Source organism: Pyxidicoccus caerfyrddinensis (assembly GCF_010894405.1).
In the GTDB taxonomy this organism is placed as follows: domain Bacteria; phylum Myxococcota; class Myxococcia; order Myxococcales; family Myxococcaceae; genus Myxococcus; species Myxococcus caerfyrddinensis.
In genome coordinates, this window is the sequence record NZ_JAAIYA010000031.1 from 20,670 (window position 1) to 43,495 (window position 22,826).

The window sequence follows — 22,826 nt, forward strand, 5'->3', positions numbered from 1 at the left end:
GCCGCCATGCACCCCTCCACCCTCGTCCTCCGGCGGCGGACCCGGACCCTTGGCGGGCCGGCGGTCATCCGCTGGACGCTCATCGGGCTGGCGCTGCTGTTCCTCGGCGTCTTCCTCGTCGTCCCGCTGGTGGCCGTCTTCACCTTCGCGTTCCAGAAGGGCTGGGAGGCCTACGCCGCGGCCATCAGCCACCCGGAGGCGCTGTCGGCCATGCGCCTGACGCTGACGGCGGCGGCCATCGCCGTGCCCCTCAACCTCGTCTTCGGAGTGGCCGCCGCGTGGCTCATCGCCCGGTTCCGCTTCCCCGGGCGCTCGCTGCTCATCACCCTCATCGACCTGCCCTTCAGCGTGTCGCCGGTCATCGCGGGGCTCATCTTCGTGCTGATGTTCGGGCGACAGGGCTGGCTGGGCCCATGGCTGGCGGAGCACGACCTGCACGTCATCTTCGCGGTGCCCGGCATCGTGCTGGCCACCGTCTTCATCACGTTCCCCTTCGTCGCGCGCGAGGTGCTGCCGGTGATGCAGGCCCAGGGCAGCGACGAGGAGGAGGCGGCGCTGACGCTGGGCGCGAGCGGCTGGCGGATGTTCTGGCGTGTCACGCTGCCCAAGGTGAAGTGGGGCGTCATCTACGGCGTCATCCTCTGCAACGCGCGGGCGATGGGCGAGTTCGGCGCCGTGTCGGTGGTGTCCGGGCACGTGCGCGGCGTCACCACGACGCTGCCGCTGCACGCGGAGATTCTCTACAACGAGTATGACTTCGTCGGTGCCTTCGCCGTGGCCTCGTTGCTGACACTGCTCGCGCTCGTCACGCTGGTGGTCAAGAAATACGTGGAGTGGAGGAGTGTGGCGTCATGAGCATCATCGTCGAGCAGGTCACCCGGCGCTTCACCGAGAAGGGGACTCCGGCCGTCGCGGACGTCTCCTTCCAGGCGCCCGCGGGCGCCATCACCTCGCTGCTGGGGCCGTCGGGCGCGGGCAAGTCCACGCTGCTGCGGCTCGTGGCCGGGCTGGAGGTGCCAGACGCGGGTCGCATCCACATCGACGGCGTGGACTGTACGTCCATGCCCGTGCAGCAGCGCGGCGTGGGCGTCGTGTTCCAGAGCTATGCCCTGTTCCGGCACATGACGGTGCGGGAGAACGTCGCCTTCGGACTGGAGGTGCGGGGCACGCCGCGCGCGGAGACGGCCGCGCGGGTGGACGAGATGCTGCGCCTGGTACAACTGGAGGACCTGGGCAGCCGCTTCCCTGGACAGCTCTCCGGCGGGCAGCGGCAGCGCGTGGCCTTCGCGCGCGCGCTGGCCATCCGTCCCCGCGTGCTGCTGTTGGACGAGCCCTTCGGCGCGCTCGACACACGGGTGCGCGAGGAATTGCGCGAGTGGCTGCATGACCTGCACACGCGCACGGGCCTCACCACGCTGCTGGTGACACATGACCAGCAGGAGGCGCTGGAGATTTCGCAGCACGTCGTGGTGATGAGCGAGGGCCGGGTGGCGCAGGCGGGCTCGCCGGAGGACGTCTACAGCCGGCCCGCGTCGCCCTTCGTGGCCTCCTTCATCGGCGGGGCCAGCGTGCTGCGCGGGCAGGTGCGCTCGGGCCGGGTGGCCATGGGCTCGCTGTCGGTGGACGTGCCGGCGGCGGCGCGCGAGGGCGAGTCCGTCCAGGCCTTCGTTCGGCCTCACGACATCAAGCTGGTGAAGTCACCGGTGGGCGCGGTGAACGGGCACGCGGCCACCGGCCGGGTGGAGCGCTTCAAGCCCGTGGGCGGTTACGTGAAGGTGCTCCTGCGCCTGCCCACCGGGGACGAAGTCACAGTGGAGGTGCCGCGCTCGGAGTTCGACGCGCTGGGGGTGGCCGAGGGCGACGCGGTGCGCGCGGATGTCCGGTCCGCGACTGTCTTTCTCGGCGACTACGCCATCTGAGACCGAGCCAGGGACGGCCAGAAAAGCCCGGACTTTCTCCATTCATCGAAAAAAGTGTTTTAGCATGCGGTCCCGGCGAGTAAGTCCAGGGTGGATGTCCTGGGCTTCCCTTCCCGGAGAGTGACATGCACAGACGACAGGTTGGGCGTTCGATGCTGTGGGCCGCGGGCGTGCTGGCGCTGGCCAGCGGGTGCGGCGCGGAGAGTTCCTCCGCGCCCGAGCCGCTTCCGCTCGAAAGTCAGGCGCAGGGCGAGCTCGGGTATGACCCGGGGCCGGGGTGGAACCTCGGCTGGCAGGACGACTTCACCGGGACGGCGCTGAATGGCGCGAACTGGACCGTGCTGACGAGCAACTACGACCCCGTCACCAACAACTGCAACTTCGGGACGGGCGAGCTGGAGTTCCCCCGCGCGCAGAACGTCACCGTCGGCGGCGGCAAGCTGGTCATCACCGCGGAGCGGACCGGGGATGGGCCCATGGACTCGCGTTGCACGGGCTACGGGCCGCGCTCGTTCTACTCGGGCCGCATCCACACGAAGGGGAAGGTGGAGCGGCGCTACGGGAAGCTCGTGGCCAGCATCAAGGTGCCGTCCGGCTACGGCATGTGGCCGGCGTTCTGGACGCTGGGCGGCAACATCTCCACGGTGGGCTGGCCGAGCTCGGGCGAAATCGACATCCTCGAGTGGCACTCCAATGAGCCGACGTGGATGAAGTCGGCGGTGCACTACTTCGCCAACGGGGCGGCGCAGCACTTCGGCACGGGCGCCAACCGGGGCTACAGCCTCGCGGACGGCTTCCACGTGTACGAGGTGGAGTGGACGGCGGGGCAGATGGTGTTCCGGCTGGACAACCAGGTTCGGGCCACCGCGGACTTCTTCCACAACCAGCCCGCGTTCCAGCAGAACCACTACATCCTCCTGAACCTGGCGCTGGGCGGGAACTGGTACGGCAACGCGCCGGCCAGCTCCATCGCGCTCGCGTCGGGCGAGCGCAAGACGATGGAGGTGGAGTGGGTGCGCTGGTACGACGCGGGCAGCGTGCCGCCCGCGACGCTCACCAACCCCGGCTTCGAGTCCGGCATGACGGGCTGGGCGACGTGGAGCCCCAACGCCACCGAGGCCGCGGACTTCAGCGAGACGTACAACGGCGGGCACTCGGGCAGCTACCACCTGACGCACTGGAACAACGGCTCGCCGTTCGAGGTGTGGACGTACCAGGTCGCTTCGGGACTGCCCTCGGGCAACTACAAGGTCCGCGCGTGGGTGCGGAAGGGCGGCGCATTCGACATCGCGCGCCTCCAGGCGAAGACGTGCGGCGGCTGCGCGCCCGTGTACACGGACCTCGGGACGTATGGGGCGTGGACGCTCGTGGAGACGCCCGCCATCTCCGTCACCGGCGGCTCCCTGGAGCTGGGGTTCCACACGCGGGCCACGGTGGGGAACTCGGGCAACTTCATCCACATGGATGACGTGGAGCTCATCCGCCTCTGAGGCTCACGAGGAAGCCATCGAGGGCCCGGTTGACGTCACCGGGCCGCTCGAGGTGCACCCAGTGGCTGCCTTCGCGGAGCACCTGGTGGGGGAAGCCCCTGCCCAGCCGGTGGAAGCTGTGCTCCGTGTCATTGGAGGGCAGCACCAGTGAGAGGGCGGGCCCGGGATAGCGCGCGAGCGCGGTGACGGGGTCGAAGCACAGGTGGGCGCGCTGGATGCCCACCACCGCCTCCTTCGGTGTGGCGTCCAGGTCGCGCAGGAGTCGCTCCCGCACCTCGGGGACCGCGCCCACCATGCCCAGCCAGTCCTCCCGGATGACGCGCGCGTAGGCGTCCGACGCGAGCGACGCGATGTACGCCTCCTTGTCCGCCTCGGGGAAGTGACGCGAGTCGCTCATCGGGTCCACCAGCAGCAGGCCGGCGACGCGCTCGGGCCAGGCCGCGGCGCAGGCCAGCGCCACGCCACCGCTGATGCTGTGGCCCACCAGGACGAAGCGCCCGAGCCCGAGCACCTCCGCCGCCGTGGCCACGTCCTGCGCGAGCGCCTCCAGGGAGTAGTCGCCGTCCCGAGGTGGCTCCGATCCTCCATGGCCGCGAAGCTCGACGGCCACCACGCGCCGGGAAGGGGCGAGGTGCCGGAACTGGGCCTCCCAGTGCGCCGCATTGCCGGCGAGGCCGTGGACGAAGACGACCGGCAGCGCGTCCGTGCTCGCGCCGGGGACGTCTACGACGCTCAGGCTCCCAGCCGGTCCGGCAATCCGTCGTGGCGTCACGGGAGTGGGCCCGCCACCGAAGCGAAGGGTACTTCGTAGTGCGTCACGTGTAAGTCCTTGTCGATGAGGTAGCGGTCGTCCTCCGGGTAGAAGACGGCCTGCTCCGGGGAAGCGCCCGCGAAGCGGCGGATGGCGTCCATGGACTCCCAGAGCGTCACCAGGAGGAACTCGGCGCGCCCGTCGGAGACTCGCCGGAGGCAGTACGCGCCCAGGTTGCCCGGAGTGCCCCGGTAGTTCTTGAGTCCCGTCTGCTCCAGGTAGGCCTGGTACGCATCCGCGTCGGTCGCCGTCGTCACTCCGCGCCAGGTGCGGGCCAACATGGAAACACTCCTCGCTCTGGAGCCCCACCGTTGAGGCCCCGGTCTGCTCCCTAGCCGGTCCGCACTCCGGTTACAGCAGCAACCGCCACGACAGCCCGGCGAGCGTGGTGTAGCCGACCACGGCGCGCTCCACGCGGCCCTCGGACGACAGGAAGAACACGGTGGGGAAGGTGTCCACGCGCCAGTCGCGCTGGATGCCGTCATCCCCGAGCAGCACGGGGTAGTCCACGCCATGCTCCCGCGCGAAGACCCGCACGGCCTCCTCATTGTCGTAGGCCACCGCCACGGAGACCACGTGTGCGGAGTCACCCGCGAGGCGCTGGAGCAGCGACAGGTTGGACGACTCCAGCTTGCAGACGCCGCACCAGGGGGCCCAGAAGGCCAGCACCACGGGCTTGCCGCGCAGTGCGTCCAATTGCACCGTGTCTCCGGACAGCGTGTGCAGGGTGAAGTCCGGCGCGGGCGTCCCGCCCCCGGGCAGGCGGCGCGTCTGCCACGCCGTCACCGCCGCGACGATGAGCGCCAGCAGGGCCAGGTCCACGCCCCAGCGCACCCACCAGCGGCGCCTCGCCATGTCCCAGGCGGCCCGCATCCGTCCCAGCGCTCCGGTACCGCCCAGCATTCAACGCCTCCTCGGAGGCCGCCACGGTAACACCGGGAACGGCCGCCCCGGGTGGGACGGCCGTCCCTGGCTCACGTCACGACAGGGCGGGCGCCTCCTCGGGCTGCCACTCGGCCGTCCGCAGGCTCTCGCCGGCCGTCCGCTGGGCGCGGCCCACCGCCTTGCTGACCGCGTTGCTGGCCCGGTCCAGGGCCCGGTCCACCGCCGCCACGAGCGTGGTGTCCTTCGACTCCAGCGTCAGCTCCTTGCCGTGCTCCAGCCGCAGCGTCACCTTGCACGTCTTGTCCACGCCTCCGCGCGGGCCGTTGGTGTCCTCCAAGCGCAACACCACCTCCTTGACGCGGTCCGCCAGTCGGTCCAGCGCGAAGCGCACGCGGCGCTCGCAGTGGGTACGAAGGGTCTCGGTGAGGGGGATGTGACGGGCTCGGATTTCGATGCGCATCCAGGACGCTCCTTCTGGCCCCCCATTGGGCCTATCTCTTCTCTGTCCACGAGGAGCCTTTGGCGCAATTGCGAAAAACCCCCGTGGCACTTCGGAAAAACCGAAGGCACACGGGGGTAGGGTAGGACGAGGGAGCACCAGGCCCCACTTCAGGGCCGCGACTACGGAGGCGTCGTCGTCGCCGTGGTGGCGGGCTTCTGGGACGTCTTGCCCGGCGCAGCCACCGTCTTCGTGGCGTTCGTCGCGGCCTTCGCCGCATCGGCGGGGGCCTTGGCCTTGTCCGCCGCGGGAGCCTCGGCGGTGGCCGTGTCGGCCTCGGTGGGCACCGGCTTCTTCTTCTCCGGGAGCGCGAAGATGGGCTTCTCCGGGACGGCCCGGGCGCCGATGCGCTCCTGCTGCTCCACCATGCGGGACCAGAGCGACGGCTTCGGGGCCAGCAGCGCGTTGTCCGCCAGCTCCAGCGTGCGCACGTCCTGCGCGCGGCGGTACAGACGCGGCGCCACGTCCGGCTGGCTCGGGTCCGAGTCACTCACCTGCACCTGCTCCTGCACGCTGATGCCCTTCTCGTCGTAGGTGAGCGTGGACGTCAGCTCGAACTTGCGGCGCAGCCCGTTGGGCAGCTCGAACTCCAGCTCGCGCGACAGCGGGAACCACGCGGCGCCCAGGCACGCGCGGGCCTTGTCGGACACGGACTCGGTGAAGAAGCGGTTCTGCCGCAGCGGCATGATGCGCGCGTGCCGGCGGCACACCTCCTCGCCGTCCGTGGTGCAGGCGTCGCCCTCCGCGACGAGGATGTTCGTGCCCTGCACCTTCTCCAGCCGCAGCTTCGCGTTCTTCGGCATGGCGCGCAGCGAGCCCAGCGCGTCCACGCGGAAGCCCTGCTCGGTCGTCTCCACCAGCGCCACCGGCCCGAGGGCCTCGCCGTTGGTGAAGCGCCGCGTAATCACCCACACCAGCCGCTGCCCGGCCTGGAGCGTCTCCATCACCAGGTCCTCCTCCGTCAGCTTCTCCGGAGGGGGCAGGGGGAGGGAGTCGGGGCCGGCCTCCACGCACTCGTCGGCGGCGGGGTCTTGAGACCAGACCGGAGCGCCCGTGCAGTCCACCGCGGGGCGGGGCGCCGCGCCGGTGTCCTTGTCATAGCCGTGCAGCAGCAGCGCGAACCATGTGTCCGGCGTGGGGAAGGAGCGCGCGTTGGCGCCCGCCTCGGCGAAGCACATCGACGACGGTTTTTGCGCGGTGGCGCAGCCGGCCAGCAGGGACAGCGCCACGGCGGAGACCTGGAGCGTTCGTTTCATGGGTTCTCTCAGGCATTGGCGAACTGGAGGTCCCAGTCGCCTTCCGCGGTCAGGGCCACATGCAGCTTCGGGGGCACCGCGCCGCCCACCAGGTGCTGCAACAGCTCACGGGAGAGCACGGGCATCAGCGAGCCCTGGAGGATCTGCTCCATGTTGCGCGCTCCCATCTCGGACTCCGTGCACCGGCGCGCCAGCTCGTCGAGCAGGTCCGGCGCCAGCGTCGTCTCCACGTTGTGGGCGGCCCGCAGACGGCCCACCAGCTTCGCCAGCTTCATCTCGGCAATCTGGCGCATCACGTCGCGCTGCACCGGACCGAAGGGCACAATCGTCATGCGCGCCAGCAGCGCCGGCTTGAAGTGCTTGCTGAGCGCGGGGCGGATGGCCGCCACCACCTGCTCGGTGGTGGGCTCCGCGAAGTCCTCGTACATCCGCATCACCGCGTCCGAGCCCAGGTTGCTGGTGAGGATGATGACGGTGTTCTTGAAGTCCACCTGCCGGCCTTCACCGTCCGTCAGCGAGCCCTTGTCGAAGACCTGGTAGAAGAGGTTCATCACCTCCAGGTCGGCCTTCTCGCACTCGTCCAGCAGCACCACGGAGTAGGGGCGCTGGCGCACGGCCTCCGTCAGCAGGCCGCCCTCGCCGTAGCCCACGTAGCCCGGCGGCGAGCCGATGAGCCGGCTCACCGTGTGCTTCTCCTGGAACTCGCTCATGTTGAGCGTCGTCATGAAGCGCTCGCCGCCGTAGAGCGTGTCCGCGAGCGCCAGCGCCGTCTCCGTCTTGCCCACGCCGCTGGGGCCCACGAAGAGCATGACGCCAATCGGTGTGTCCGGGTTGCGGATGCCCGCCTGGGAGATGCGGATGATTTCCGCCACCTTCTTGAGCCCCGCCTCCTGGCCGCGCACGCGCGAGCGCAGCTTGTCCTCCAGCGTCAGCACCGAGGCGAGCAAGTCACTGCGCATCTTCCCCACGGGCACGCCCGTCCAGCCCGCCACCACCCGCGCGACGATGTCCGCGTCCACGTCCGCGTGCACCAGCGGCACCTCGCCGCGCACGTCGGCCAGCTTCTTCGCCGCCGCGTCCACCGCCTCCTTCAGCGCCGCGGTGTCCGCCTCCGGCTTCGCCTCGCGCAGCGCCTTGCGCGCCTCCATCAGCGCCGCCACCGCCGTGCGCTCCGTCTCCCAGCGCGCGTGCAGCGTGGCCCGCGCGTCCTGCGTGGCGCGCAGCTTCTCCAGCGCCTCGTTGAGGGCGTCCTGCTCGTCCTCGCCGCCGGTGCCCTCCGCCAGGTCTCGCTTGCGCGCGTCGCGCTCGCGCTCCAGCGCGGCAATCTCCTGGTCCAGCGCCACCAGTTCCTCGGGGCGCGTGGACAGCTCAATCTTCACGCGGGCCGCGGACGTGTCGAGCAGGTCCACCGCCTTGTCCGGCAGCTGCCGGCCGGAGATGTAGCGGCTGGACAGGCGCACCGCGGCGCTGACGGCCTCGTCGCGGATGATGACGCCGTGGGCCGCCTCGTAGGTGGGGCGCAGGCCGCGCAGCATCAGCTCCGCGTCCTCCACGCTCGGCTCCTCCACCTTCACCGGCTGGAAGCGCCGCTCCAGCGCCGCGTCCTTCTCGAAGTACTTCTTGTACTCGGCCCACGTGGTGGCGGCGATGGTGCGCAGCTCGCCGCGCGCCAGCGCCGGCTTGAGCAGGTTGGACGCGTCCGTGCCGCCCTGCGAGCCGCCCGCGCCGATGATGGTGTGCGCCTCGTCGATGAACAGGATGATGGGCGTGGGGGACGCCTTCACCTCGGCGATGACGGCCTTGAGCCGGTTCTCGAACTCGCCGCGCACGCCCGCGCCCGCCTGGAGCAGGCCCAAATCGAGGCCCAGCAGCTCCACGTTCTTCAGCGCGTCCGGCACCTCGCCGCGCACAATCGCCCAGGCCATGCCCTCGACGAGCGCCGTCTTGCCCACGCCGGGCTCGCCCACCAGGATGGGGTTGTTCTTCCGGCGGCGGGAGAGGATGTCCACCATCTGCCGGATTTCACGGTGCCGGCCGAAGATGGGGTCGATCTTCCCCTCGCGCACCCGGCCCGTGAAGGACGTGGCGAAGCGCTTGAGCGCCTCGTCCCCGCGCCCGCCCGGCGCACCGGCCGCGCCACCCCCCGCGGCGGCGGCGTCCGCGGAGGCCACCTCCACATTCTCCGGAGAGGGGCGCAGCACCACGTCGAGCGAGGACATCAGCTCGTCGCGGCTGATGGCGTCCAGCTCCTGGAACAGCTCCGCGGTGTAGCGCGAGCGCCGGCTGATGAACTGGGCGAACAGCACGCCCGAGCGCAGCCGCGTGGCGCCCTGCTCCACGGAGGCCAGCAGCCACGCCTCCTCGAACCACTGGAAGAGCGTCTCGGAGAACACGGGCCGGCCCGCACTTCCGGCACGCAGCCCCTGCACGGCGCGCTCCATGCTGGCCAGCAGCGTGCGGCGGTCCACGCCGAACTGCTGGAGGATGCGCGCGACGTCCGAGTCCTCGGGCTCCAGCATCTGCACGAGCATGTGCTCGGGCACGATTTCGTAGAACCGCCCGGCGCTCGCACGGGCCACCGCGGCCTCGAGCAGACGGGTAGAGGTCGGCGTCAGACGACGGACGAGCGCTTTCGGATCGACGCGAATGGGAGCCCCCAGAAAATGACAGCGATGGTGGACGGTATACCGGGCGGGCAGAGCGCCGTAAATCCCCGGCCCTCGTGCCCGCCCGCTCGGGATTTCATCTCGCCACGGGAACGCTGAGGTGTGTCTGCTGACTGTTGCCGAGCCATGTGTCCCGGCCCAGCTTGCTCGGCTCCTGGCGGGACAGGCGGAACTGCTGCTTCACGCCCTCGGTGAGCCCCAGCTCCAAATCGTACTCGAGCGGGTCCTTCACGAAGAGGGCCACCACCTCGCGCACCAGGGGCAGCAGGTCTCCCTCCGGCATCAGGCGCCGGTAGGCGCGCGGCGGCAGCGGGCTGACGTGGATTTGAATCTTCCCCGTCCGGTCGAAGGCCTTGCCGCCCAGGAGCATGTTGCGCCCGAGGATGTTGTTCAGGCGGCCCAGTTGCACCCGGGCGTCGATGTCCACCCAGCGGCCCACGAACTGGCGCACCGTGACGCGCGCCCCCTCCAGGTCGTCGCCCATGACGTCCTGGAGCGCCACCTCCAGCTGCTCCGCCGTGCGGAAGCGCCCGGCCAGCAACGGGGCGATGCGAAGCAGGCGCCAGGTCGGCAGCTTGCCCTCATGGGGCTTCTCGTACGTGTCGAAGCCGCCCAGCGCCAACAGCCGCTTGGACCACTGGTCCTTGAAGGACGTGTCCGTCTCGCTGGTGACGCGGTACTTGGACTCAATCCGGTACAGCAGCGACAGCAGCCGGTGGTGGAAGAGGTCCAGGAACTCGCGCCGCACCGGGTAGTCCGGGTCCTCCTGCGCGACCTCCTCCGCGAGGTAGTGGGGGAGGGGGCTCACCGAGCCCGTCAGGCCGAGGAAGCTCGTCACCACCTCGAACAGCGGCCGCTTGGAGAACGGGTCGTCCGCGCGGACCAGCACCTCGTGCAGCGTCACCTCCTTCACGTCGCCGCTGGGAAAGCCCAGGGACGGGTCGTGCCGGAAGCGAATCATCTCCTCGTTGACGGGGCCGGGCCCGCCCACGCGCACGGCCTCGGCCGTCAGCCGCTCCAGGTAGGCCACCAGGGGGAAGAAGCCCGCCCGGGGCGCCATCTCCGCCAGCTGACGCGCCGCCGCTACAAGAGCGTCTGAGTTCCGTTCCTCGGAAGCCACGTGTACTCCGTCTGCGAGGGGTGGAGCCGGATGCTCAGCTCGTTGAAGGAGTTGATGGTGACGTGGGACGCGAGCAGCTCCTCGAGGATGCAGCCGAAGAGGAACGAGTCACCCACGCCCATGAAGTTCTCCTCGTCCATGTCCACCCGCGTCTTGTGGCCCCGCAGCGGCGCGCCCTCCAGGAAGCGCGTCACCGGCTTCGTCTCCACCGCGCGGATGGCGTTGATGCGCAGGCGGCTCGCGCGCGCCGCGAGGTTGTCCGTGAGGGAGTGGAAGTTGTAGAGGTCCATCAGCCGCCGCAGCGCCGCCGCGTCCGCCAGCGAGTGCTGGTTGATGGCCAGGTGCGACAAGAGCCGCCAGTGCAGCTCCGAGCCCAGCGGCGCGCGCGCCGGCCGGCTCACCGGGGAGATGTTCTTGAACTTCGCCTGCGTGGGGCTGGCCGCCGTGGAGGCCGTCAAGTCACCCACCTGGAGCCGCGAGGGCAGCGAGCGGTTGGTGCACGTGAGGTCGATGGAGAGCGCCTCCTCCGAGCCCAGCACCGGCGCCACGTTCCGCGGCGTCTCCAGGGTGATGTACGTGTCGATGCCGTCGTCCAGCGGCGAGTGTGCGCGGCGCAGGCGGTAGAAGGCCTGCTCCGCGTCGCCGCCGGAGGTGTGGCTGAACTCGAAGAAGGGCCGGTACAGGCGCCGCTCATTGCGGCCGGCCTGCAGGCCCGTCACCGTGTCCACCGAGTACACCTCGGCGTGGTTGGCCGGCAGGTCCGACGCGCGCAGCAGGTGCTCCTTGTCGAGCACGTGGTGGAGGACGGGGTCCGACGGCACGTTGAAGAGGTTGACGGCCGGCGCGCAGTGCAGCCGGAACATCTCCCGGTGGATGCGCGCGTCCAGGGGCGGCGGCCGCTCCAGGTGGAAGGCAATCTCGAAGCGCTCGTCCTTCACACCCGCCGCTGCGTCCAGTCCGCGCACGTCGAAGAACAGGAACTTCTCCGGCAGTGTCAGGTACTCCTGCAGGTGCCGGTAGCCCTCGCTGGCGCGCGGCCACGGCAACAGCTTGAAGTCCCGGTCGAAGCCCACCGGGTGGATGGCGTTGGCCGGCAGCTTGAAGCCCTCGCCCTCCGAGGACGCGCCGCGCACGCGCACCTGGCGGCAGTAGCGCAAGAGCCACAGCAGCACCACCGACGCGGCGGACATCTCACCGTGGATGAACAGGCGCAGGCCCTGCGGGCGGAACACCTCCGCGCGGCCCTGCTCCGTCGTCTGGAAGAACAGCCGCAGCACGGGGGACGTAATCGACGCGCGGTCCAGCAGCGCGTCCGTCAGCTGCAGCGGCAGCAGGTCCACGTCCGAGGTGGTGCGGAAGACGCAGGACGTACCGTCGATGGGCTGCGACGCGACTTCCGCCCCGGCGGCCAGGCGCGAGCGGCCTCGCAGCGCGCGCAGGTGCGGGGAGAACTCGACGATGGTGGAGGCCGGCAGCGGGCGCAGGTAGTGCGGGAGCAACAGCTCCGTGAGGCCGTGCACCAGTTCGGGCACGTCGTCGTCCACGCGCTCGCGGATGCGCGCCGTCAGGAAGGCGAAGCCCTCCAGCAGCCGCTCCACGTCCGGGTCCGCACCGCGCTCCACCAGCAGGCCCGCGACGGAGGGGTTGGCCAGCCCGAAGGCACGGCCCATCTCCCGCAGGTACGACAGCTCGCTCAGGTAGTACTTGCTGAACATCCTCGCCCTTTGCCACTCACCCCGTGGCTCACCACAGCTCCACGCGTCCGCCCGGATGCACCTGCGTGTGGAAGCGCACCGTGCCCCGCCTGTCCCGCGTCGCCAGCTGGGCGCTGATGTCGAAGCGCAGGGCCGTCGGGTCGGCCGGGTCCGCCGAGTACTGCACCACCACGTTCTTCAGCCGCGGCTCATAGTCCTGGATGGCCGTGCGGATGGACTGCGTCATCCTCGGAATGGCCGACGGGTACGAATGGACGATGTCGTTCAGGTCCAGGATGCCGTACGCCGGAGCCGCCACGGACTCGCCCCTGCGCGTGTTGAGCAGGTTGCGCAGGTGCTCGGCGATGGACTCCACCACGTCGCCCGGCGGCGCGAGCGTGCCGTTGCCATCGGCGATGCGGGACAACAAGCCTCGGGAGCCCATGGGTGTCTTTCTGTCTCTTCAGCCGGAAAGCCCACCCCCGACCGCCCGCGTACACGTCTGCACGGGCGGCCGGCGGGAGGAGCGCATGACTAGCGCTGGGTGTCCCAGGTGTCCTCGTGCGTCACGCCACCGTTGGTGATGGTCCAGTTGATGGTGTGGAACACCAGGGTGATCTCCTCCATGGGAGGAAGGTTGGTGCTCGCCGGCACGAAGGAGTCCGGGACGTACTGCTTGATGCTGTTGACCCGGGCCTTCTTGATGGACGTGGTGAAGAACTGCTCGGTCGTGCCGTCGCCGGTCGGGTTCGGGCGGAAGAACTTGAAGGTCGCCTCGATGACCTGGTTCTCGCAGAGCGCCTTCATCAGCAGGGGCGACGACTTGTCGATGCGCTTGCGGAAGGTGATGCCCTCGTACTGGCGGCGGCCCGTGGCCAGGCCGGAGCCGGCCTCACGCGCGGTGAAGACCTTCTGGTCGTAGTAGACGCACTCGATGGAGTTCTCGCGGCCCAGGGACGTCTGGGTGCTCTCGCCCGTGATGTCGGTGCCGTTCGCCTTCAGGTACAGGTGTACTGACTCAGCCATGCTTCAACCTCTTCGCAATGCGCGCAACGCGCGCCGTGGGTCCGGGCTCACTGCGAGCCCGGGTGGTGGGGCCCCTACAAACTAGCTGATTCGACCGACAGTGCGTGAGCCGCGCTCACTCTTTGTCCAGCTTGCCCACCAGGGACAAGGTGAACGACGCGCCCATGTACTTGAAGTGCGGGCGCACCTGCAGGCTGCAGCGGTACCAGCCGGGCTGGCCGTCCACATCCTCTACCGTCACGCGCGCGGCACGGAGCGGGCGGCGCGAGCGCACCGCGGGCGCCGGGTCGTCCATGTCCGAGATGTACTGGCTCATCCAGTGGTTGAGCTCGCGCTCCAGGTCCGACTTCTCCTTCCAGCTGCCAATCTGCTCGCGCTGCAGCACCTTGATGTAGTGCGCCAGGCGGGTCATGATGAACATGTACGGCAGCTGCGTACCCAGACGGTAGTTGGTCTCCGCCGCCTTGCCCTCGGGCGTGTTGCCGAAGAACTTGGGCTTCTGCACCGAGTTGGCGCTGAAGAACGCGGCGTTGTCCGAGTCCTTGCGGAAGACGAGGCCGATGAAGCCCTCCTCGGCCAGCTCGTACTCGCGGCGCTCGGTGAGCATGACCTCGGTGGGAATCTTGGTCTGGATTTCCCCCATGGCCTCGTACTGGTGCAGCGGGAGGTTCTCCACCGCGCCGCCGGACTGGGGACCGATGATGTTCGGGCTCCAGCGGAACTTGGCGAAGGAGTCCGCCACGCGGCTGGTCATGGCGATGGAGGCGTAGCCCCAGAGGTAGCGGTCGTGGCTGCCGACGACGTCCTCGGTGAAGTTGAAGGCCTTCACGGGGACGGTCTTCTCGCCGTAGGGCAGGCGCAGCAGGAAGCGCGGCAGGGCGAGGCCCACATAGCGCGCGTCCTCGCTCTCGCGGAACGAGTGCCACCGGGCGTACTGCGGGCCCTCGAAGAGGGACTTGAGGTCCTTGAGGTCCGGCAGCTTGAGGAAGCTCTGCTCGCCGAAGACGTCCGGCGCGGCGTTGGCGATGAAGGGCGCGTGGGCCATGGCGGCCACGGACGCGCACTTGCGCAGCAGGTCCATGTCCTGCGGGCCGACGCCGAAGTCGTAGTTGGCGTTGATGATGCCGTAGGGCTTGCCGCCGAACACGCCGTACTCGTTGGAGTACACGAGCTTGTACAGGCCGCTCTTGGTGACTTCCGGCGCGTCCTCGAAGTCCTTGTGGAGGTCTTCCTTGGAGACGTTGAGCATCTCCACGCGGGTGTTCTCGCGGAAGTCCACGCGGTCGACCAGGAACTTCAGGCCGCGCCAGGAGGCCTCCAGCTTCTGGAACTCCTTGGCGTGGAGGATTTCGTTGACCTGCGCGGACAGGCGCTTGTCGATTTCGGCGATCATCGCGTCGACGAGGGCCTTGTCCACGCGCTCCTCGGAGCGGTGCGGCGCCAGCATCTCCGTGATGAAGGCCTGCACGCCGCGCTTGGCGACGTCATAGCCCTCGTCCTTCGGCTTGAGCTTGGCCTCGGAAAGAATCTCGTCGAGGAGGGACAGGGAGGCGTCAGCGGCGACGCCGGTGGACTTCGGTTGGGTCTGGGTCTCGTTAGGCATGGTGTCTCAAATCCCCCGGAAAGGGCTACTTGGTCTCGTCCTTGAGGCCCAGTTCCTTGATGAGTGCCTTGCGGCCCTCCTCGTCGGCGAGCATCGACTGCAGCTTCTTGCGGAACGCGGGCAGGTTGCCCAGGGGCCCCTTGAGGGCGTTGAGCGCGCTGCGCAGCTCGAGCAGCTTCTTGAGCTCGGGCACCTGGTTGACGACGCTCTCGGGAGAGAAGTCGTTCAGGTTCTTGAACTGGAGCGTGACGTTCATCGTCGCGTTCGGGTCACCGGCGAGCTTGTCGGCGGCGGTGAGGGTGACCTTCAGACCCTGCTGGGCCATCACCTCGTTGAAGTTGGCCTTGTCGACGTTGATGGGCGCGCGCTGCTCCAGCGGGCGGTCATCGGCCTGGCCGGTGAAGTCCCCCATCATGAGGACCTTCAGCGGCAGCTCGACCTGCTCCTGGGCGTTGCCGGTGGCGGGCTTGTAGACGATGTTGACGCGCTCGGTAGGGGCGACAGAACTCTCTTTGCTCATCTGCGGCTTTCTCCTTGAGTGCTGCGTTTTTGGCGCGGGCGTCGCATGGGGTGGAGCTTCGCCGCGGTACAACAGGGTTGCATCAGGCGCCGACGCGCAACGCGGCAGAAGAATCCAACCGCGCTAGACGACGATACCGGTTTCGAATCTTCGCTGCCACCCGTCCCCCCTCCTTTTCCCCAGGGGCGCGCGTCGACAACCAGCCTTCGAGGCATGCGGCCGCGAGGGCGGGCTCCCACGTGTCGAGAGAATGGGCAGACACCTCCTCGTCGAGCGCGTCGTAGACGGCGCGGGCGAGCGGGAGCTGTCCCGCATTGGCGCACAGCCGCGCCAATGCCAGTCGTGAAAGGAATCGGGCGCGGCCGGTGGTGGCGGCGGCGATGGCGCCCTGCAATCGGGTTACGGCTTCGTGAACGCGGCCCTCGGCCAGCAGCGCGCGGGCTTCATCCTCCAGGGCAGGGCTGCTTCCAGCAGCGGACGTTTCGGACGGAAGCGACAGCGGCGGCAGGGCCAGCGGCGAGGCGGCGGAGACGGGGCCCGTGGAAGCGGTGGCGGAGGATGTGCTCGTGGGGATCACCTGCGCGCGCAGCCAGGCGCGGGTGACGTCGTCGGTGAGGGGCTTGCCGTTGGCGGCGACGAGTTCCTCGACGCCGGGCATGCGGCGCAGCTGGGCGCCCAGCTCCTGGACGAGCGCGGCGTGGGCGGCCGCGTGGGATTCGCCCAGGCCGGTGAGGGCGGCGGCGCTGAAGCGGTGCAGGCCGAGCGCGAAGCGGTGCTGGCCCAGTGCGGACTCGGCCTCGTCGAGCAGGTCGGCCCAGCGCTGGTTGTTCTCCAGCGTCTCCAGCTTTGTGCGCAGCGCGTCCGGCAGCGGCTGCAGCGGGGTGCGGCCATTGGCGCCGGCGGCGGGCGGCCGGGCCAGGTGCAGCCACAGGCCCATGCGCATCAGCCGGTAGGGCAGCGGGTCCGCGACGCTTGCGCGGCGCAGCGCCCCGGCGGCGCCCAGGAGCGCGGTGCCCACGTTGCGCAGGAAGTCCGTGACGGCGTCCGCGGTGGACAGGTCCGGCGAGGCCGGCAGCGCCGGAAGGGCAGGCACCGCCACGGGCGTGGAAGGCGCGACGGTGTTCCGGGCGGGCGCGGCCTGCACGGTGGAATTCCCGGCGGCCTTCGCTGCGGCGGTGTTCCCGGAAGCGCCGTTCGCGGCAGTCGCATGCCCCGCGGCGCCGTTCGCGGTGGCGTTCCTTGCCGCCGCGTTCCCGGAGGCCCCGTTCGCGGAAGCAGGGTGTCCCGAGCCGGCATTCGCGGCGGTGCTCCCGGAGTCCTCACTCGCGGAATCGCCGTTCGCCGGCGAGGCGTCCGACTGCGCGGAGTCTCGAGGCGCCGGCGCGGGCTCGGGCGGAGGCAGTCCGGCGCGCAGCCGGGAGATGGCGTCCTGCAGCGGGCCGAAGGCGGGCGCCGAGTCGGCGAAGCGCTCGCGGGACAGCTGCGACAGCCGCTTCAGCGCGACGGACAGCGTCTCCAGCGACTCCGCGCTCACGCTGGCCTGCTCCACCGAGGGGAGCATGCGGCCCAGCCGCTCCACGAACCAGCCCACGGCGTTGGCCCGGCCGCGCAGCCGCTTCAGCTCGGGGAAGAGGTCCGGCCAGTACCGCTCGGCCACCTCGGCGATGACGGCGGCGCCGGTGGCCGCGCCGTCCAGGCCGCGCGTGGCATACAGGCCATAGGCCATGTACGAGGCCAGCCAGAGGTCCTTGGTGGTGCCCTTGAGCAGCTCCCCCGCGCCCTGGACGACGTCGTCCCAGCGTACGCCGCTGGAGGCTGGGGACTCCAGCCGGGCCACCTCCGCGGCGATGGCCTCGTAGGCCGGCTCGTGCTTGGCCTGCACCCCGGCGGGGGCGGCGCCGGGCACGGGCTCGGTCCAGGGTCGGGCGCGCTCACGAAGCTCTTCGAGGGTGGGCGGCATAGAGGCAGACGGGTTTCAGGGAGCCAGCGCGCGCAGCAGCTGCTCGAGGGTGGTGGAGGGAGCGTCGATGACCTGGCGCGCGGCGGCCTTGAGGCCCTTGCGCGCGTTGTCGATGGCGGCGGGCCGCTCGGTGCGCAGCGGCCACACCTGGGCGCCCGGACGGCCAGGCTGGGCCAGGGCCAGGAAGAGGGCTGGAGTGGCCGCGCCCAGGCTGAGCAGCAGCCGGGGCTTGTCGCCCTCGGACCAGAAGAAGGCCGGGGGCTGGCTGGGCCAGCGCAAGAGGCGCGAGGACAGCTCCAGCCACGCCACCGGGCCCACGCGCGTGGAGAACGGGCAGTCCAGCGCCACGCCCGCCGCGGACTGCTCGCGGCCGCGCTCGCCGACGCACGCGGTGAGGAAGGTGTGCAGTGCGTAGTAGCGGCCGCCGTCCGGCGTGCCCTCCACCACCGGGCCCAGCAGGTCCTGGGTGCGGTGCTCCGCCAGCGCGGCGTCACGCAGCCGCTGCGCCACGCTGAAGTCGCCCGGGCCGGGCAGGGGCAGCGCCGCCGCGCGCTCCAGCAGCTGCGGCACGTCCAGCTCCGCCGCGGACCGGGCGAGGACACCGGCGGCGCGAAGGAAGGGCTGGAAGGCCTCCGGCGTCAGCGCGTAGCGCGGGGCCGTGGCCGCCGAGGCCACCTCGGTGAAGACGGCGAGCGGGAAGGCCCGCCCGACGCTGTCCACGCTGGGCGCCATCAGCCCCACCAGCGCCTGCTTCTGCCCGGGCACGGTGAACACGAAGTTCACCGGCTCGGAGGGCAGGTCCACCCGGGCCCTCCGCGCGCGCTCCACCCCTTCCTCCATCCAGCCGTAGAGCTGGAGGGCGAGAGGCGTGGCGGCGTTGAGCTTGATGAACTCGGCCTGGCGGGGCGTCTTGCCCAACAGGCCGATGCGCTGCGACTGCACCGTCATGTCAGGGGACTCCACCCGAGGCGACGGGCTGGGGTCCGCACCCGGACTTCTTCCTCGAGATGCCCAGGGGAGGCTGCAGGCCCGGATCCCGGAAGATGGCCAGCAGCTTCGAGGTGTTGCCGCCCAGCCCGAAGAACGGGTTGGCGGTGCGCTCGGGGCGGAAGTCGATGGAGACCATCGCCCCGTTCATCTCCTCGATTTCCCACGTGGCCGTGAAGTAGCGTCCGTCCGCGCTGGGCTCGATGCGCTTGACGCGCTCCAGCAGGCGGAACAGGCCCCACTCGCCCTCGGCCTCCAGCGCCGTCTCGGTGGCTCCGTCCGCGCTCTGCACGAGGATGCGCGCGCCGAGCTTGCCGGCCTGGCCGGGCCAGATCATCGGCTTCCACACCGTGTCGGGGCCGTTGCGGTACGTCTCGTCGGTGCCGTCCAGCGTGAAGGTGATGGAGGAGATCTGCGACGCCGTGCCGTCCGCGGAGACGCCCGGACGCAGGCGGACCTGGAAGCGCACCAGCGGGTCCACCGTGTCGCCGCCCGGGAAGAGGGTGGTGGACAGCGCGCCCGTCTTCTCCAGGAAGGTGAGCAGATCCGGCCGGTACATGGCGCCGCCCGACGAGGTGAACTCCCACTTGCGTCCGGTGGGCACCACGTCCTCCAGCAGCTGCTCCTTGACGAACTTGCGCACCAGTCCGCCCTCGGGCCGCAGGAACTCGGCCACCTCCGGCAGCGGCGCATCCTTCTGCGACGCGCGGTCGAACGGGTAGAGCCCCTTGAAGGCCTGCTGGAAGGGCGACACCACCTGCTCGCACCACAGCTTGCTCTTGCTGTCCGCCACGCCCTCGAACACCACCGTGCGCATCTCCTGGAAGGGCGGCAGCAGCAGCCGCTCGAAGATGGCGACGTTGTCCGACTGCTTGCGCACCATCAGGTCCACGTCGGTGCGGGTGGACTCAATCTTGTCCAGCAGCAGGCCCGACTCGGCCGGCTTGTCCTTCACGGCCAGCAGGGTGCTCTGCACCATGGTGAGCTGGTCCTCGTAGGACATCAGCGCCGTCAGGTCCTCCTGGTCATCCGGCGAGCGGATCTTCTCCGTGGTGAAGCGGATGAGCGAGGCGAACTCCCGCGACACGTCTCGCGCCGTCACCTCCTGTGCGCCGGACGGGGAGCTCGGGTCCAGCAGCTCCCGCTTCGGCTCCGCGGCCTTCTGCGGGTCGGAACCGAACAGCTTGCGCAGCGACTCGGGCATCCGGCTGGCCACCGTCTCCGCCGCCTTCTCGCTACGCTCCAGCTGCAGGTTGTGGGCGAGCGCATCGAAGAGGCGGCCGTAGGGCTTGGGCTTGCCGCGCGTCAGGTTGGTCAGCAGGCTTTCCATCTGCGTGAGGTTCTCCGGCGCCTGCACCCGGATGGACATGAGGAAGTCCCGCCACTCCTGGATGTAGGCCTCGAAGTAGCGCGTGCGCAGCTCGCGGCGGGACTCCACCGCGTCCACCTTCTCGTCGCGGTCCAGCACCCAGGACTGCTGATCCTGGAAGGCCCGCTCCAGCCGCTCGCGGATGACCTGGTCGTACGCGGTGCGCGTGAAGGCGCCGCGCACCCGGTTGGTGGCGTTCATCTGCGGCACCGAGCCCATCAGCTGCTCCAGCGACTGGTCCGGGAACTCGTTGCTGACGTTGGCCACCAGCTGCGCCAGCTCCAGGCGCACCAGGGGCACGTTGTTGAGCGAGCGCCGCGCCGAGGTGATGACGCCCTTCTCGCGCGGGAAGGCGATGCGCTCGGCCCGCGCCGGCTTCTGCTCCTCCGGAAGCATCTGCTCGTTGGCGAGCATGCGCAGGTACGTGGACGCGTGGTTCTCCACCGCGCGCTCGTCCACCGAGTCGCCCCGCACGCGCTTCCAGTGGCTGACAATCTGTTGCACCAGCCACTTCTGCTGCGTCTCGTCCAGCTCCGGCTCGCTCGGGTTCCGGGGCGTCGTCACCAGCAGGTACAGCTTCAGGTCGTCGAAGTACTGCCGGTACGCGTCGAAGTGCTTGCTGTAGTCGGAGTCGTTGCGCACCGTGAGCAGGTCCGGGTTCTTCCCGAAGGCGTCCAGCCGCTGCTGGATGAGCTCGAACTGCTTGCCCAGCAGCACCCGCCGCAGGGCGGCGTTATAGAACTGCCGCGCCTGCGGCAGCATCTTGTCGCCCTGGTAGAGGCCGAAGCGCATCCACAGGGGCGCGCCATGCTCGTCGTACTCGGTCAGCTCCTGCAGCCGGTTGCGCAGGGGAATCAGGTCCTCCACGCGGCGGATGTCGTCGCGCGGGTCCAGGCTCACGTCGGTGATGGCCTTCGTCACCGCCTGCGCCATGGAGCGGTTCTGGAAGAAGGACAGGGTGGGCAGCGACAGCATCAGCGCGGTGGCCGCCAGGGCGGCGCTCGCCAGCACCAGCCGTTGCCGGCGCACCCTCGCTTCCTCCAGCGAGCTGCGCACCGCCATCTGCTGGTCCTGGAACATCACCTTGGTGAAGACGTCCCAGAGGAAGTAGCTGCGGCCTTCCGTGGCGCCGTCCGTCTGCGCCCGGCCGTTGGTGCTGCCGAACAGCTCCGAGGCGGACGGGGACACCTTGTCCACCGCGCGCACGTCCTGCGTGCCGCTGTTGAAGTACAGGCCGCGGAAGACGGGCGTGTCCTGGAACACGTTCTCCAGGAAGAGCGGCTGGAGGAACTCGGAGAGGTTCTTCCGGAGCGCGTCGAACTTCTGCGGGAAGCCGTAGATGTTCTCGCGCGTCTCCAGCCGGCGCTCCTGGCCCAGCCGGCGCAGCGAGCGCTGCTCCAGCACGGAGAGCATCTCGTCGAAGCGCTCGCGGAACAGGTCCGTGCTCGCCTCGCGCTGCTGCTCCACCGGCACCGTGAAGCCCCAGATCTGCCCGCGCTCCACGCGCGACAGGTCCGAGAACATCTCCACGAACCCGGGCAGCAGGTCGCACTTGGTAATCATCACGTACACCGGCACCAGCATCTTCAGCCGGGTGGTGATTTCATCCAGGCGCTCGCGGATGGTCTGCCCCATCTCGCCCACGGCCTGCGGGTCCGCGTTCATCAGCTCGCTGACGCTGATGGCCACGATGAGGCCGTTGATGGGACGGCCGGGGCGGTGCTTGGCCACCGTGTCGATGAAGGCCAGCCACTCCGGCCGGTCCTCCTCCGCGCTGGTGTAGCGGCCCGCCGTGTCGAGGATGACGGCCTCGTTGGTGAGCCACCAGTCGCAGTTGCGCGTGCCGCCCACGCCGCGCACGCCGCCGCGCGCGGAGAGGTAGGGGAACTTCAGCCCGGAGTTGCGCAGCGCCGTGCTCTTGCCCGCGCCCGGGGGACCGACGATGAGGTACCAGGGCAGGACGGCCAGGGCGTCTTTGCCGCCGCGCGCCAGCTTGGAGGTCTTGAGCGCCTCCACCGCCTTGGTGAACTCGGCCTGCATGGCCTTGATTTCAGGCTGCAGGTCCGGCCGCACCGTGGCCGTCTGTTCCTCCGCCTGCGTCGCGAGCGCGCCCTCCAGCTTCTTCGCCGCGCGCCGCGCGCGGATGCGCTTGACCAGCCAGACCACGCCCATGGCGAGCAGTCCCGCCAGAGCGGCGATGATGGCCGCCTCCTTCGGCGAGAAGCCGAGGAAGCTCAGGAGCGCGAAGGTGGGCGCGCCAATGCCCAGCAGTGGCAGCAGGTAAGCCATCATTGCGCGCCCCCCGTGGAGGCCGTGGTGTCGGCGTTGCCGCCCGTGCTGGCCGTGTTCTTGGCTGCGTGGACCTCGATGCGGCTCTTCAACTCGCCCACCGTGTCATTGATGAAGAACTGCAGCACCCCGTAGAAGAGCACCGCCACCGCCAGCGCGCCGGCGGAGATGCCCAGCATGGAGGCCTTCTTCCGCTTGGACAGCAGCGACTCCGTGGGGCGCTCGCCGTGGGGCGACAGCACGTCGAAGTCGAAGGGGCGCGCGCGCTCCAGGTCCTTCTGCACGGTGTCGATGAGCGTCATCAGCTCCAGCTCGCCGCCGCGGATGCGGTAGCGGCCCTGGAAGCCGAAGAGCATGCACAGGTAATAGACCTGCAAGACTTCCGCGCGGTGCGGGTCTTTGCGCACGGTGTTGAGCCGGGCGAAGAAGCCGTCACCGGCGACGTTCTCGTTGAAGTAGTGGAGCTGCAGCGGGTTGGAGCTCCAGAACTGGCGGTACTCCTCCGGCCGGCCGAGCACCACCTCGTCGATGAGCGCCACCATCGCGTACGCCATGTCCTGGGCGTCCTGATGGCTGAAGCCCAGCACCGCGGCGCGCCTCAGCATCTCGTCCACCACTCCGCGCAGGCGGTGGTGCAGCGTCTCCGGCGGGGGGACGGCTGCTGAATCCGAGCCGCGCAATTGAATGGCGGCGTCGAAACAGTCCTTCGTGGCTTCAGTGACTCGGTCCATG

General features: G+C 69.8%; 19 protein-coding genes. 3 read left to right on the forward strand and 16 right to left on the reverse strand.

Annotation, left to right across the window (positions count from 1 at the left end):
- The first annotated feature begins 6 nt into the window (after window positions 1-6).
- From cysW to G4D86_RS44835, 3 genes are all read left to right on the forward strand, one after another.
- Window positions 7-855: a sulfate ABC transporter permease subunit CysW gene (gene cysW / locus G4D86_RS44825; RefSeq protein WP_164001246.1), complete on the forward strand. Its 849-nt coding sequence runs from the start codon at window positions 7-9 to the stop codon at window positions 853-855.
- Entirely contained in the window at window positions 852-1,919 is a 1,068-nt protein-coding gene (locus G4D86_RS44830; RefSeq protein WP_164001248.1) for a sulfate/molybdate ABC transporter ATP-binding protein, read from the forward strand. Before cysW ends, G4D86_RS44830 begins: the two co-directional genes overlap by 4 nt.
- A gap of 125 nt (window positions 1,920-2,044) precedes the next feature.
- On the forward strand, window positions 2,045-3,409 hold the full coding sequence (locus tag G4D86_RS44835; RefSeq protein WP_164001250.1) for a glycoside hydrolase family 16 protein: 1,365 nt from the start codon (window positions 2,045-2,047) through the stop codon (window positions 3,407-3,409).
- Here the strand turns inward: G4D86_RS44835 and G4D86_RS44840 are convergent.
- From G4D86_RS44840 to G4D86_RS44915, 16 genes are all read right to left on the reverse strand, one after another.
- Window positions 3,396-4,181, reverse strand: coding sequence for an alpha/beta fold hydrolase (locus G4D86_RS44840; RefSeq protein ID WP_240360835.1), 786 nt, complete (start codon window positions 4,179-4,181; stop codon window positions 3,396-3,398). The genes G4D86_RS44835 and G4D86_RS44840 overlap by 14 nt on opposite strands.
- Complete coding sequence (locus G4D86_RS44845) at window positions 4,178-4,501, reverse strand: antibiotic biosynthesis monooxygenase family protein (RefSeq protein ID WP_205520354.1); 324 nt, start codon at window positions 4,499-4,501, stop codon at window positions 4,178-4,180. Before G4D86_RS44845 ends, G4D86_RS44840 begins: the two co-directional genes overlap by 4 nt.
- A 70-nt stretch (window positions 4,502-4,571) precedes the next feature.
- Complete coding sequence (locus G4D86_RS44850) at window positions 4,572-5,123, reverse strand: TlpA family protein disulfide reductase (RefSeq protein WP_164001252.1); 552 nt, start codon at window positions 5,121-5,123, stop codon at window positions 4,572-4,574.
- A gap of 76 nt (window positions 5,124-5,199) precedes the next feature.
- Window positions 5,200-5,565 (reverse strand): HPF/RaiA family ribosome-associated protein, encoded by a 366-nt coding sequence (locus G4D86_RS44855; protein ID WP_164001254.1) that lies wholly within the window; start codon window positions 5,563-5,565, stop codon window positions 5,200-5,202.
- A 161-nt stretch (window positions 5,566-5,726) separates the two neighbouring features.
- Window positions 5,727-6,860: a hypothetical protein gene (locus G4D86_RS44860; RefSeq protein ID WP_164001257.1), complete on the reverse strand. Its 1,134-nt coding sequence runs from the start codon at window positions 6,858-6,860 to the stop codon at window positions 5,727-5,729.
- Between the two features lie 8 nt (window positions 6,861-6,868).
- Window positions 6,869-9,520: a type VI secretion system ATPase TssH gene (tssH, locus tag G4D86_RS44865; RefSeq protein ID WP_164001469.1), complete on the reverse strand. Its 2,652-nt coding sequence runs from the start codon at window positions 9,518-9,520 to the stop codon at window positions 6,869-6,871.
- Window positions 9,521-9,602: 82 nt separating this feature from the next.
- Window positions 9,603-10,646: a type VI secretion system baseplate subunit TssG gene (gene tssG / locus G4D86_RS44870; protein WP_205520355.1), complete on the reverse strand. Its 1,044-nt coding sequence runs from the start codon at window positions 10,644-10,646 to the stop codon at window positions 9,603-9,605.
- Entirely contained in the window at window positions 10,610-12,361 is a 1,752-nt protein-coding gene (gene tssF, locus G4D86_RS44875; protein WP_164001259.1) for a type VI secretion system baseplate subunit TssF, read from the reverse strand. The genes tssG and tssF overlap by 37 nt, the downstream gene beginning before the upstream one ends.
- 28 nt (window positions 12,362-12,389) lie before the next feature.
- Complete coding sequence (gene tssE, locus G4D86_RS44880; RefSeq protein WP_164001261.1) at window positions 12,390-12,785, reverse strand: type VI secretion system baseplate subunit TssE; 396 nt, start codon at window positions 12,783-12,785, stop codon at window positions 12,390-12,392.
- An 89-nt stretch (window positions 12,786-12,874) separates the two neighbouring features.
- Window positions 12,875-13,366 carry a type VI secretion system tube protein TssD gene (gene tssD / locus G4D86_RS44885; RefSeq protein ID WP_164001264.1) on the reverse strand — a complete coding sequence of 164 codons (492 nt, stop codon included), beginning with the start codon at window positions 13,364-13,366 and terminating at the stop codon, window positions 12,875-12,877.
- A 115-nt stretch (window positions 13,367-13,481) separates the two neighbouring features.
- Window positions 13,482-14,969: a type VI secretion system contractile sheath large subunit gene (gene tssC, locus G4D86_RS44890; protein ID WP_164001266.1), complete on the reverse strand. Its 1,488-nt coding sequence runs from the start codon at window positions 14,967-14,969 to the stop codon at window positions 13,482-13,484.
- A gap of 25 nt (window positions 14,970-14,994) precedes the next feature.
- Entirely contained in the window at window positions 14,995-15,489 is a 495-nt protein-coding gene (tssB, locus tag G4D86_RS44895; RefSeq protein WP_164001269.1) for a type VI secretion system contractile sheath small subunit, read from the reverse strand.
- 82 nt (window positions 15,490-15,571) lie between these two features.
- A complete protein-coding gene (tssA, locus tag G4D86_RS44900; protein WP_164001271.1) occupies window positions 15,572-17,449 on the reverse strand; it encodes a type VI secretion system protein TssA in 1,878 nt (625 codons plus the stop codon).
- A gap of 15 nt (window positions 17,450-17,464) precedes the next feature.
- Complete coding sequence (gene tagF / locus G4D86_RS44905) at window positions 17,465-18,397, reverse strand: type VI secretion system-associated protein TagF (RefSeq protein ID WP_164001274.1); 933 nt, start codon at window positions 18,395-18,397, stop codon at window positions 17,465-17,467.
- Between the two features lies 1 nt (window position 18,398).
- Window positions 18,399-22,097, reverse strand: coding sequence for a type VI secretion system membrane subunit TssM (tssM, locus tag G4D86_RS44910; RefSeq protein ID WP_164001275.1), 3,699 nt, complete (start codon window positions 22,095-22,097; stop codon window positions 18,399-18,401).
- Entirely contained in the window at window positions 22,094-22,825 is a 732-nt protein-coding gene (locus G4D86_RS44915) for a DotU family type IV/VI secretion system protein (RefSeq protein ID WP_164001278.1), read from the reverse strand. The genes tssM and G4D86_RS44915 overlap by 4 nt, the downstream gene beginning before the upstream one ends.
- Window position 22,826 lies beyond the last annotated feature (1 nt).